We start from the raw sequence: 14,437 nt of genomic DNA on the forward strand, positions 1-14,437 counted from the left end.
CTACCAACTCCTCTAGTTAAAAAGTCTTATTGCATTTTCTAAATCATCTACTAAAGCATCGATAATATCTAGATCATTAAGACCAACTTTCCCAGATTTAGAAAGATCTTTTAACTCCTTTACCCGGTTCTGAGCTTTTTGTAGATGTTTTGAAGAACCCACATAAAACTCCTGTATTAGTGCATCAGCAGTTCCGCCATCTCCAACTTCTGCAGTTTCTCTATAAAGTTCATTTATTACTTTTTTTAATTTCTCATTCTGAACAGCAGCTAGCAATTTTTCTCTAGTAGTACCAGTAAATTCAGGCATTGTGTCTAAAAGTTTAGTAACATTATTTTCACTACAATAGGTATTATGCACCCAAATCCCAATATCCGTCACATAATACGTATGGTAGTCTGCTACCGTGAAGTTATACACTGTCACTGGCTTATCCAGTTTCACGTACTCGATCTGTCCGATCGTGAGGGTGCTTCCGTCCGCCTTTTGGAGTTGATCTCCCACCTCAAGCTCGTTGGCATACACCCACCCCTTACCTTCTACCCAAAATGGATGGTTATCTGTCGTCTCGATTAGTTGATCCCCAACATGTAGCTTAATAATATCATCGCGCTGGTTTCGGTACAAGGCTGTAACTTCTTTGTAGGCTAATTCTCCATCCGGGTTATTCTCATCTTTGGCAAGAACCCTATCTCCGACTTCAATGTCTTCAATATTTTTCTCACCTTCATCTGTTAAGACCCTAGTTCCTGCCGTAAAACAGTTACATCCAGTAACGTTACTTTTACTCTGAACTTTTACCGGATCTTTTTGTTTCTTAGGATTTATTTTCAATCCACTTGTCACTGCACCAGAAACCATCATATCTAGTGCTGCCTCTACCATTTTTTTCTTTTGGGCGTCAAACGCAGCTTGTGCTTGTGCAACCGTCATTCCTTTCAGACTCAATTCGTAGGCTGTTATCAGATGCTTATCCGTACTGTCGAATCCCCAAAGATGACTGCTTGCTTTTAGACCATAAGAATTTAATTCCTTATTCGTTACCTTTCCGCCATTTAGTATCAATAAATCTAAGGCTACTAATGATTCTTCCAGTGTATACGAGCTATCCGTTGCCATGGAAGTTAGGAAAGCCATTTCATTGGCCGTTACATTGTAAGATAAACCAATATTCGCCGTTGATATATTCGTTACTTCGTGGGTCTTACTGTCTGACTTATAGTAATACTTTGAACTCACCGTTAAATTCGTTCGCCCGATTACTGTTGTGGTTACCGTAGATATCCCTTGCATACTCGCATATCCTGAACTAGTTGAGTAAATGCCAACTTTATTGATAGTCGCCGTCCACTGCTCACTCGTCATATAGTTTCCTTTGGAAACTGCGGTGGCAACCACCTTTTCTATTTCCGCGGTTTGGAAGACCAGGGGGGTCGTTACGCTATTTTTAGCTTCTTTACTTCCTCGTATTTCCTCTGCTTGTTCTTTAATGGCTTTTCGCTCATACGATGTCTGAGCATTATAATAAGCACTCGTTAACGCAATAATTTTAGCCTGCGCTTCAACATTTAACTTACTATCCCCCTGCTCCCAATGCCCTGTCGGGTCCCAATAAATCAACGGATTATTCAGCACATACGTATACCGATTCAGCGACAACGGCTCATTTGCCCGCCCTTTATACGTATCCTCAGATATAAACCGTCCTACATACGGATCATAATAACGTGCCCGCAGGTAATACAAGCCTACTTCCGCATCGTAAAACTCTCCTGAGTAGCGGATTGTGCTTTCATAAAGCTCAATCGTCAGTGTCGGACTGCCAAATACATCGTAGTCATATTGGTTCTCAATCGTTCCCTGCTCATCCACTGTCTGCACAACGTCGCCATGGCCGTTGAACAGGAAATACGACAGCTTGTCCGCTTGGTCGATTCGGGCGATATAGTTTATGCCCTTCACATAACGCACACTGACCGCGTCCGCTTTATCCGTCTCCAAAATGACGTATTGACGGTCATACAAGTAGTTCGTGACCTGCTCTGCATATCCGTCTGCTGAGCTGCGCACCGTTTTCTGCGTCCGAAGATCGTCCCCATCATACGCGTATTCCACAGTAGAGCGCTCTCCACCTTGTACATTGATGGCTTGCGTCAGGCGATTGAAGCCGTCAAAGGTGTTGTTTACCTTCTCCAACAGGCTGCTAATTTCCTCGGTCTGCTCATCTCCGTAGGGATTTGCTCCCGTTACCTGATTCATCCCTCGGCTGTGCGGTCTCAAATAGCTCGTCTGCTGGCGCACTTCATTTCCGTTGTTGTCAAACAGCGAGATAACCTTCTTCTCCAGCACCTCTTCGCCCGCTGCATCCTTCATTTGCTCCGTCAGTTGCAACAGCTCGTTCGCATTCGAATACATATATTCGCTGCGCTTCACGATATAGGTCAGCTCGGTTTTGCTGATCGGATCGGTATAGCCCGTCGGCTGCTCCGACGTATACGTCTCCAGCATCGACTCCCGATTGCCACTGCGGTCATACGTGAACACCGTCGTTTTACCTGGCGCTTCCGCTTTTACGATACGACCGACTTCATCATACCCATAATTCGTCGCACCGTAGCTGTCCGTTTTCGTCAGCTGGTTGCCCGATAAGTCATACGTATAGCTGTATTCAGATAATACAGCACCGTCCGCCTTCGTATTCACCAGCTTTAGCAGTTGGCTGTTGCGGTCGAACGTGTAGCTTTCCTTCACGCCGCCTGCATAAGCAATGGACGTACGGTTCCCGTTCTCATCATAGCTGTAGGACGTCGTTTTCCCTTGCGCCGTTACGGTGCTCATCCGGCTCGATTTGTCATACGTGTAGCTGGTCGTAAAGCCCGTTTTATCCTTCAGGCTCTTCACATTGCCTATCGCATCATACGTATACGTGAGCTGGGTCTTTCCGTCCTTCGAAACTTCCAGCAAACGATTGTTGCCATCATAAGCGTAGCTGCTTTGACCGCTGCCATCGCTCATGGAAGCACGGTTACCAACTTCGTCATACGTATATTGAATGCGGTCTTCGGTTTCTGCCACCGCTTTTTCAACCAGTTGTCCCCGATTGTCGTAGCTATATCGCGTGTGGTTGCCATTTCGATCCGTTAGTTCTGCGGTTTGCAGCGCCAGATCGTAACGGTAGGACATCGCTTGATTGGACGGGTTGATGACCTGCGTCACCAGACCAAATGCTCCATAACGATAGCGGGTAACCTTCCCTCTACCATCCGTCATATCTAGCTGGTTGCCGAGTAAATCGTAGCCATACGTCACACTGACGCCGAGCGGATCGGTTACGCTCAGCAAGCGTCCCGCTTGATCGTACGCATACGTATAGGTAACCCCTAGCGCATTCGTGTCGGAGATTCTATCTCCTGCTGCATTGTATTGATACTTATTGAATTTATTTTGCAACGCAGCTTCTGGCTCTGCCTGGGCAATCAGGCGGTTCGCCAAGTCATAGCTGTACACCGTTCCATAACGCTGTGCATCCGTTGCTGCCGATGCATAGCCTTTGGCATCGATGACTTTAACCAAGTTGTCTGCTGCATCATACACATTTCGCGTCACGATAATGTTGTACGGGTCCTTAACCGTCACCAGACGGTTAAGCTTGTCGTACGCATAGGTCATGCGATGGCCGCTCGCATTTGCTTCCGCTATTTTGTTGCCTGCCAAGTCATAGCTGAAGGTCGCCTTCTGCCCTTCTCCATCCGTTACCGCTGCTACGCGGCCCAGCTCATCATAGGCGTATTTCGTCACGTAGCCGCGCTCATTCGTTTCTTCCGCTACATTCCCATTTTCATCATACGCAAATCGTTTGATCGCATCCTGTCCGTTCACCTTGCGGCTCGTCTGCACCAGACGATTCATCGCATCATACATATGCGTGGTCGTGTATTGGCTTCTTCCCGCCGTATCGGTTGCCGCATACATAAAGGCTCTCGGATCAATTTCCTGTACCACATTGCCAAGCACATCATACACGTATCCCGTTATGATTTGCAGCTTGCCTGGGTTTTCCTCATCTTGCAAAAGCTCCGTATGAGCCGAGCTATCTAAATACATATGCTGGGCATCCACCAGCTTCACGCTTTGCGTCACTCTGTCCTGACTGTCGTACACATAACGCTCCACATCATAAACCGATGTATCACGAAGCGTTGCCGTTTCCGTCACATTGCCGTTCTTATCGTATTCATGAACCGTCAATGCCCCGCTGTTATCCGATTCGCTTTTCAGCAAATTATTCAGGTAATAGGCATAGGTTTTCTCGCGTAAAAAAGCTTCATCCTTCGAGCTGCTTAGGCTCTCTTTAATCAGATTGCCTGCCGCATCGTAAGCATAGCTCTCTACGGCGTATACGACATTGCCGCTGCTGTCTTGCTCCAACGGCGTTTTCGTTTCAATCAGCTTCTTGTTCGCATCGTAGGTATACAGCGACACGCTTCCTCGCTTATCTTTAAGCGACACCAGATTGCCTGCCAGATCGTATTTCGACTCCGTACGCTGAAGCAGCGCGTCCGTCACCAGCTTCACTTGCCCAAAGGCATTATACGCTGTCGTCGTCTTATTGCCGAGCTGATTCGTTTCCGCAGTCACGCGTCCCAGCTTGTCATATTCATAGGACGTCTCTCCGCCATTAGCAAAGGTTATCAAGCGAACTAAGCTATCTGGATAATAAGCATATTCCGTTATCATGCCTCTGGCATCCGTCGATTTCGTTACATTTCCAAGCACATTGTAAACAAACGTAGTCGAATGCTGCAGCACATCCGTCTGCTTGATCAATTGGCCTAGCCCATCATAAACATAGCTCATGCCCAAAGAGGCAGCTAAATCCCCTGTATACTGCAAGCCATCGACCGTTTTGCTTATTCGACCATTCACATCGTAGGCGATGTATTCCATCCCCTTACCTTCTGGCGAGGTCGTAGAAGTAAGGCGATTCATCGCATCATACGTATACGATAGCCCCTTCATGGACTTGACTGTGCCATCACGATCCAGAGAAGCCGTATACTGATTCGGCAAAATCTCTTTGATTACATTGCCGTTCGCATCATAGAGATAACGGGTAACAGCTTCCATTCCATCCGCCGCTGGCTGCTTTTTGCGAATGACCCGATCCAGCTCATCATAGTCATAGCGAGTAAGCAGACCGAGCGGATTTTTTTCTTCAACTAAATTGCCCTTCTCATCATAGGTATAGGTGGTTGCTGCTCCAAGCGGATTGATTTGCTTCACGATGCGGTTATCCAAGTCGTAAGCCAGCTTGGTTACATAACCTTTCGGGTCTGTCTGGCTCACGACATTGCCGGATTTATCGTAGGCATACACCGTTGTCGCCAGCACACGATCGTAGTAGGTATCATCGACCCCGGCATCTGCAAGCTCAGCCTGCACTAGCTCATCCATTTTCACCAAGAGCGACTCCGACAGCTTACGGGATTGTATATCATACGCATAACGCGTGATGTCATAGTCGCCGCTTGCTACCTTCATCCGCTTCAGCGTAATATTCCCAGCCTCGTCATATTGCTGGAGCGTTTCCCGGCCATTTGGCCCGCTAACGCTAAGCACACGCCCCGCTTTATCGTAGCTATTCGTGATTTTATCACCAGCTGAAGCCTTCGTTCCTTCCGCCCCAGACTTCGGCTGTTTAAAGCTGAAGGTTTCACTGCTGAGCAGGCGATTCGCTTCATCATACTGATGCTCCGTCAGCTTATACTGAGTGGAAGTCGAATTAGACGAGATGTAAGCCTGCTCAGCCACTAAATTGCTGCTGGAATCATAGCGATAATAAGAGGCTTGCCCCGCCTGATCCACCTTCTCGATTAATTCACCTTTAGCAGAATAAGACATGCTTTCGACTGTTCCATCCGGATGCTCGATCCGGTAAGGCTTCTCAAACACATTGCTCCTTACGGTCGTTACATGGCCGCTTTGATCCTTCTTGCTAACGAGCGTCTTGCCCGTAAGGTCATAATTGTAGCTTTCCTTGCTTCCATCCGGATAGACTTTCTCCTTCAATAGCCCATTTAAATAATAGCTGTACGACGTTTTACGCCCCAAGGCATCCGTTTCTGAAATGACATTTCCCAAAGCATCATACACATATTGGTTGGTGTAATACGATGTGCCTTTGCTCTCATTGTCCGCGCCAGTCTGTGCAGAAATGACAGCAATAACTCTATCATTTGCATCATATTGATAGGCCGTTCCATACGATTTCGATGGATTTGCCGCCTGATAGCCTTCGCCTTTCCCTTCCTTAATGACGTTGCCGCGCTCATCGTATTGCTTAAACATCACGACCTCTTTGACTTTTCCGTCAAAGGAGCTGGCGGTTGTCATGCGGTTCAGCGCATCATACTCATAAAGTGTTCCCGGCGCATCTTCGAGAGCCAAGGCAGAATATCTGCCGTCACTTTCTTTGATCACTTTACCGTTTGCATCATAAGCATACCGGCTTCGATTGCCAAGAGCATCGCTCTTCGTTGCCATACGGCCAAGTCCATCATAAGTCATCGTTTGCGTAAGGTCAGTTCCTTGCACCGTTAGTGTTTCTGTTAAAAGCTGGCCAAGCTTGTCATAGCGATAAACGGTACGTTTTCCATTGGACTTGCCGCCGTAAGGCTCAACCTTCTCGATGACCTGATTGCGGTAATTATACGTAAACAGTATCGTATCGTAGCCGTCTCCATTAAATACCTGCTGCTTGATGACATTGCCAGCAAGATCCCTATTATAGAACACGCGGTAGCTTCCATGCTCTTCTGTTTTACTGCCATTTTTCTCTTTAAAAACGCCTTCTTCCTTCGTCACCTGACCAGCAAAATTATAGGTGAACAACTGCTGCTTAAAGCTGGTTTCAGCTGCATCCGTATAATACGTCCCGGTAAGCTTATTGCCGTTAAGATCATAGGCATACCGAACATGTGCCGTTCTCGAGCCATCAAGCTTGGCGTATTCATCCGTCACCCGGTTCATCGCATCGTAGGTATAGCTTACATCGCTAGCTACGACACCCGCCGTTCCCGTTAATTTGCCCATTCTCGTTCGAATTGGATTTCCCGCTAAATCGTAATTATGGCGGGTATACGTATAATCCGCTTCACCCTTGGTATAAATACGCTGCTCCGCTACACGTCCAAGAGCATCATAAATAACCTCCGTAACCTTTTTCCCCGGATCTTGCTGGAGCTTTAATTGATCAAGCGCATTGTAGGCATATGAAGTCTCATTGCCTAATGCATCCTTCTTCTCTATTAACCGCCCCATATTGTCATAGCTATACGCTGTCAAACCGTTTTTGCCATCGGTTTCACGCAGCAAATTGCCCATAAAATCATATTCATAGCTAGTTGTATACACCTGCTTATGATCTGGCGTCGTTTCTACCTTAACTGGACGATTTAATAGATCATAATAGAACGTAGTTGAATAGCCCTCCTCATTCGTCAAAATAACGATAAGCGGGGCAGCGCTATTGCCCGTGTACTTATATTGAAGCGTCAGCTCCCCTTTATTGACCTTATCCTGTTCATAAGAGGAACGTTTAGTCAGGCGGAAATTACTATCATATTCAAGGCGGAAGCAATTGCCGTTTGCATCGACTTCCTTCGTTTTTAATCCGAGAGCATCATACTCATAAGCTTGTAAAACATGCCACTCCCCGCTGTCCTCCACAGCTGCTTTAAGCAAATTACCCATGATGTCATATTCATATTGGAATCGATTTTTATTCGGATCGGTATATTGAATGCTTAAATTGGCGTAAGGATTTTCTAAATAGCTGTAGCCTTTTATGCCTTTATCCGGCTCGATCGTTTGAGTAACCCGTCCCAGCTTGTCATAGGTATAGCTTGTTTGCTCCTTATTAGGATTAACATCAAGCTTGCGGTTGCCCGTATTAAAGTCATACGCATACGATTTGGCTGCAATGTCGCCATCTGCGCTGCCATATTGCTTGGTAACATAGGCTCCCTTCATATCCAAGCCGCTCGCATCCACCCCATACTCAAACTGGGTTACGAAGCTTTGTCCCCCAGCGCTTGATGCCTGACGCGTCATATTGCCGTACGAGTCATATTGATAGTCCGTCACGGTCCAGCTATCCTCTGACTGGGCATTCATCTTCGTTTCCCTTGTCACATTTCCTTTCGGATCGATTGCATACTGGATTTGGCTTACGGAATTTTTATCCTTCTTCCATGTCTTTGATGCCAATACATGAAACTTGTCATAAGCATACGCATAAACAACCAAATGATCATTGTTTACAGGATAGCCCTGACTATCGCGCTCTGCTTCCGGGCCAGTGTAATTCGTCAGGTTGCCATATTCATCGTACCGGTAGTTTTCAACGCGCTTAACAGGAGTGTCATTCGATTGACCATTCGTTGTCTGGTAAATCAACGTTTCCTGCTTTTTCACCAGCTTCAGCTCGTCGCGCTCGCTCGATACGACCTCCTTATGATCCTTCCCGGTATTTTCGGTTAAAATCAGCTGATGCAAGCCATCAAAGGTATATTTCATTTTATTTCCAATCGCATCGGTCGTTTCCGTGTAATAGCGAAACTTATCCTTCAAATACGTATTGTCATTTGGGTTATAGTTATCGGTTTTGTAGCCGTCAGCCTCGTTCGTGTAGCTGTATACCGTTTTATTTTTCACCTCGGTGGTAAAACGATCCTCAAACTTGGCTTTGGATGCATCGTAATCCTTCTTAATCAGCTCGCGCTTCTCAAAAATTTTACGGTACTGCATGCTGCCCTCGCTAAGGCCCTTCGTAAACGTATTGTAGATGTAGCGAGTGATATGATTGGTAGGAACATAATCCACCTGCATTAAATTTTCATAGCGATTGTAGACGCCATAATTGGTGCCATTTACAAACGTAAAGCCAAGCTCAGGCTGCTCATACCAAAAATGATATTTCGGGCTGCCGTCCACATCAAATACGCGCTGCAGTCTTGTCCGCACCACATGCTTGGAATCATTGACCAGCACAGCCGATTTATCATAAACGAGCTTATTGTCTCCAGGCAGGTTTACGATTACCTGAAACTGCCCTTGCAGGTCGCCGGAATCCACATTATTCGGATTTTGCGTTGCTTTGTAGGTTTCATTTTTCCCATACGCCTGGTTCGTGATTGCCCCTACTTTATATTGATCGTTTTCTTTATAATCAATGGTCGTAATACGTCCAACGGTATCGACGATTTTGGAAATCAATTTTTTATGCGTCGTTTTGCCATCTACCGTATAGTCTAGTATTTTGTGCTGGAACGTAATTGTATTGCCATAACGATCGACAATGCCGAGAATTGCGCCATCTTCTGCGAAAAATGTTTTTTTGCCTTCCTTATCGGTCATCACATATTTGGAGCTGCCATCCGTTTGCCCATTATTGAACTCCGTCGTTTCCCGAATGACGACATCTTTTACCGTCTGACCTTCCGGCAGCATGACGGGAAGACCATCCTGCGAAGCATTTTTCAAACGGTAAATGTCTCCGCTCTCGGTATGTAGAAATTTATGGCTCGTACCATCTTCATTTTTGCGAATTTCCATGCTCGGGAACGAGAAACGCATTCCAATCCCCAGATTATAGCGATCCTCATAGAAAGAAGAGGATTCATCGACTGGCTCCACATAGTCTACCCATGCGCCATTTACATACTTGACATTCATTTGCTGCACATTGGAAATGCCGCTCTGATAAATCCGTTTAATTTCCAAATCCAATCCATTGCGCCCAGGGAGCACATAATCGGTCTGTGTTAAGCTCAGCTCTCCACTTTGCGGGTTGATGTATTCGGCACTTTTATTGTTGTTCAAATAAACAGGGGACAGCATCGTATTGTAATTTTTCTGCGGTCCTATTAAATTGTTCATCTGCTCTTCCAATGTTTCCGCATAGGCTAATGGAGCAGGAAGCATAGATATAAATAAGATAAATAAGGACGTCTTAAGCCAACGTTTCACCCTTGCACCTCCAAGAAGTTTAACTGCATTTGTAGATTGTTATGCTTGCGAAAACGATTAATTGTATTTGTCTGTGTACGCTTTCGCCATAATCGCTTCATCAGAGGTTCCTGCTTTTTTCTTCGCAATGACGGACTCCGGGGTTAACCCAAGCTTCTGAGCTAATACAAAGGCTTCTGCTACCTGCTGCTCTGTAAACTTTCCTTTTTGAACATATTTGCTCAGCTGCTCCTTCGTAATTTGCAGGCGCGGCAAGCTGAGTGAGCCATTCAAAATATCAAGAGCTGCTGAAATTTCCTGCCAGCCTTTGTTTGCCTCAAGCTTTTCCTTCAAAATATCTTCCATCGCTGCCCCGGATACAAAAGAAAGTGTATCTGCAATCATAATGTCATCTGAGCTAAGCTTGGGATTGCTCATCCATTGCTCCAGCTCATCTGCCCCAAATGCTCTGGGAACGAAAGCTTTATGGCTGGAGTGATACCGATTCATAATGGTCTCCCAATCATTCCCCTTCGAGCGCTCTAAAGCTAGCTGCTCCAAATCTTGCATTTTGCCATAGTTTTGGTATAAAAACTCGTAAGCAACAAGCAAATCAGGCAGGCTGCTGCCCGCTGCTACCAGACGGTCAAGCTCCTTTTGGAATTTTTCATCCACTTGCAGCGTCTTAACCATGCTTTCATAGTTAGCAAGGTTGCGAGCATAAGCCGTCTCATCCGCTTCTTTGATTTGATCCAATGCCGTTTGCGATAGCGACAGGGTCGCAGCACTTTGGAAGATTTTATTTGTGTTGACTGTCGTTTTTTGATCAGTCAAAGCATTTTTCGCAAGCACGCTTCCTAGCTGCAGCACCGTGCCAAGGGCAAGTATGACAACTAAGGATTTTGTCATTTTATTAAATTTATATTTCATTGGTAGTCCGCCTTTACGGTCGATTTGGGTTAATGGCCTCTATTTCCTTCATGACATCAGCCGCTGGGTTGCCAGGCCTAATATCCTCTACAACAGGCAAAGGAACATCCGGTAAAATGTTCTCCCCTTTGCTGTCTTTTACATCTATCGATGCTGTAGTCCCCTGCGTCGTTGTCGTCAAATTATCTTTTATACGCGTGTTGCTTTTCTGAATTTGCTCCAGCAGCGCAAGCTCAATGCCAGACATCGTAATCATTTCATGGGAAGGGCTGCTCATCCGCTTCTCATCTCTCGCTTTTGTATAAGCCTCTTGATCGGAGATATATAGGTTCAAATCCAATTCCAATTGAAGCGCGACCAAATATTCATCCAAAACAGCCTCTGCGCTTCCTACCTTGTCTTCCAGCAAAAGCATGAAATACACAGCGTCGGCAACATTGAACTGTTGAAGCAGCTTCTCATAGCGCTCCTGCTGATCTTCCTCTTTCTTGTCTATGCTTGCCGTAGGAACTTGAACAGCAGGGGCAGGCTGATTGCCGCCCCCCAGCTCTTTCAGTTGGAATTGCAATCGTTCTGCGAGCATTTTCGCCTCTAAAATATCCTCATTCTGATAGCCTTGTGCCTGAAGCTTGCTTGTCACTTCATCCATTCCTGACTCTGCAAGCAGCCCGCTGCGCTTGCTCCGGTCCTCGTCATTTCCCGCAAGCTTGGTTGACTTCAACTGCTCAAGCACCTCGTTCCAAGAAAGCCCCGTGTCTTTCAGCTTTATAATTTCCTCTGCCTTGACACCTGTCATATTGGAAATATCCGCGGCCATCATGCTGTCGCTCTTCATTTCAACGGCAGCTTCTTCTTTATTTGGATTGATTAAATTGTTATCTAGCAGCAATACAAAGGTTTCTGTGATTAAAGCGATGACAACAACAATCGCTACCCATTTGTAATGCTTTTTGAGAAAATGCCTCACATACTCAGCTCCATTTCCGTTTCCATTTCAGTTTCCTGTTAAACCTTTACGTCAATCGTCGTTTGACCTGTTATTTTAGATTTGAAGATGATCGTCGTTACTTCACCGGACCAGGATGTGCCCGGCACAATGTTTTGGCTTTTCTTAAAGGTGATACGTCCCGGTGTGTAGGTGACTTCCAGATTGGAGCCTGCTATTTTGCCGGACTGCTGGTCCAGTGCTGGCGTGAAATCATACAAATCTACAACCTCCAGCGCCGATGCATCATACGTAACGACATACGTTAACTCGCTGAAATCCTGCACATTGCTGCCCAGCAGCGACAAATCAAACGTCTTCCCTTTTACACCATTGACAATATACGAAGGGCTCGTTGTACTCTTCACAATTGCCGGGCTCCATACCGTCACGCCTGCTTCGTTCTTCGCGCGCACCCGGTACGTATGCGAGGTACCAGACTCCAAGCCTGTATCCGTATAGGTTGTTGATGTACCCGTTGATGCTACGGTCTGACCATCCACCTCAATGTCGTAACCGCTAGCTCCCTCTACCTGATCCCAGCGCAGCTCGATGCTGTTGTTATTCGCTATTGCATTCACTTCAATATTCCCTTGGAGGGAGTCAGGAAGGGTAGACAACGACAACACGGCGATCCAGTTTGCTGGCGTCCCTTCTTGTTTCAAGCGGATCTTGTACGTATGAAATTCATTCGCCCCGAGCCCGCCATGATGATAGATCGTGTCCAGCCCGTTATCGGTTAGGACTCCGTCCACTTCCACCTCATAATGCGCATCTATTGCTACCGTTTCCCAAGATACGGTGATTGATCGATTTGTCACGACAGCTGCTACATTCGTTAGCGCCAAATCTGATGCTTGTTGATTAGGCAGAGCTGTGAGCGTAACCTTGCTGCCCCATTCGCTATATCCGCTTATGTTCACCGCACGTACCCGGTAAGCGTAGGCTTTATTTGGAACGAGTCCCGTATGTGTGTATTGATTAGTGGTTACATTCATAATCGTAGAACCATCAATCTCAATCTCGTAGCTTTCCGCATGCGGTACTTTATACCATGTCAGCGTGTTGCCATCCGCTTCAGCTGTTGCGATGAGATTTGTTGGTATGGCGGGCTTTTCAGGATGCGTGACCGTTTCAAGCGGCTCGCTCCACGCGCTTTTCCCTCCCGCATTCGTCGCTCTTATGCGGTACGTATGAGGGCTTAGCGCCGCCAGTTCTTTATGGAGGTAGCTCGTGCGATTGGCATTATCCAAAATTAAGCCGTCTACCTCAATTTCATATCCTGTTGCTCCTGCAACGGGCTCCCAGCTCACCGCCATCTCATGTATCGCCGGCTCTGCTGTTAAAGTGGCTGGCTTTTGTGGAGGATAAGGCAGCGTTTGTGAGGTGACCAAGGCGCTCCATTCGCTGATCCCACCTGTATTTTTTGCCCGTATCCGGTACGTATGCTGTGTTTCTGGTTCAAGTCCAGCATGTACATAACGCTGACCACTTCCAGCATCTTTTACAACTCCATCGACTTCAATGTCGTAGCTCTCTGCTCGAGCCACGATTCCCCAAGTAATCGTCTGCTCCTTCTGGGATGGTGCAACCTCTATTTCCAGCGGAACCGTAGGCGGTTCTGGCAGTGTAAAGGCAGCGAGCAGCGGGCTCCAGCTTCCAGCTCCACTCCCATTTTTCACTCGCACCCGATACGCATGTCTCGTATTTGGCGTGAGCGAGCTATGGAGATACGTGTTTGATGCGCCATTGTTAACGATCGCTCCATCGACTTCAATCTCATATGTGACGGTGCCGCCCGTTGCGGGCCATGAAATGCGCAAGTAGCGCTGCGAAGCTTCTAGCGTTAGTGTCGTCGGTGGGCTTGCCAAGGTTTCTCCGTTCCTTGTGCTGCTCCAACCTGTTTCCTCTCCTAGTGCATTTTTAGCTTTTGCCTGGTACACGAGCGTTGTATTGGATGCTAATCCAGTGACTCGTATTTTCTTGTTCGTCGGGGTAAACCATACGGCCGTGCTGCTTAATCCTCCTGAACCATTCACATACTGAGCTCCAGCTTTCAATTGGTACTGTGTTCCAGCCGGATTTCCATCTTGAAACGTGACCTCAAGACTGCTGTCATTTGCTTGTCCTAGCACGAAAGATGGGCTTTGCGCCTTTGTTTGAACGCTTTTCGTTTGTGATCCAATATGTCCTACTGCATCTCTTGCTTCAAATTTCACGGTGTAATTCGTATTCGGGATAAGACTCGTCGCAGTATGCGCACCTGCGGCCAGCCAATCCGTTGCGCTTGTCCCTATCGTGAAACGATGTGGCAGAGCATGCAATCCTGATACCGTATCCATTGCTGTGCCCGCTACTTGGATAGTCGTATCCGTTGCTGTTGCCTGAAATACGCCAACTGCTGGAGCATTCTTATCCACTTGGAAAGCTACCGTATCTTGAATTTTTTGTGCCCCATCGTTCACCGTAAATTTCATCGTATGCGGGCCCTCACTCAATGATTGGACATTGAGC

At 46.7% G+C, this 14,437-nt stretch carries 4 protein-coding genes; all 4 read right to left on the bottom strand.

Annotated features, from left to right (window positions below; all coding sequences use genetic code 11):
* Nucleotides 1-12 precede the first annotated feature (12 nt).
* Genes AC50Y5_RS19075 through AC50Y5_RS19090 form a run of 4 tightly spaced genes read right to left on the bottom strand, consistent with a single transcriptional unit; the run spans nucleotide 13 to nucleotide 14,400 of the window.
* Nucleotides 13-10,029 carry a polymorphic toxin-type HINT domain-containing protein gene (locus tag AC50Y5_RS19075; RefSeq protein WP_494862939.1) on the bottom strand — a complete coding sequence of 3,339 codons (10,017 nt, stop codon included), beginning with the start codon at nucleotides 10,027-10,029 and terminating at the stop codon, nucleotides 13-15.
* A 57-nt stretch (nucleotides 10,030-10,086) separates the two neighbouring features.
* Nucleotides 10,087-10,938, bottom strand: a complete 852-nt coding sequence (locus AC50Y5_RS19080; protein WP_494862942.1) for a hypothetical protein — start codon at nucleotides 10,936-10,938, stop codon at nucleotides 10,087-10,089.
* 13 nt (nucleotides 10,939-10,951) lie between these two features.
* Entirely contained in the window at nucleotides 10,952-11,905 is a 954-nt protein-coding gene (locus AC50Y5_RS19085; RefSeq protein WP_494862944.1) for a hypothetical protein, read from the bottom strand.
* 38 nt (nucleotides 11,906-11,943) lie between these two features.
* Entirely contained in the window at nucleotides 11,944-14,400 is a 2,457-nt protein-coding gene (locus tag AC50Y5_RS19090) for a fibronectin type III domain-containing protein (RefSeq protein WP_494862946.1), read from the bottom strand.
* Between the last annotated feature and the right edge of the window lie 37 nt (nucleotides 14,401-14,437).

The organism is Paenibacillus sp. JT22N7 (genome assembly GCF_059383875.1).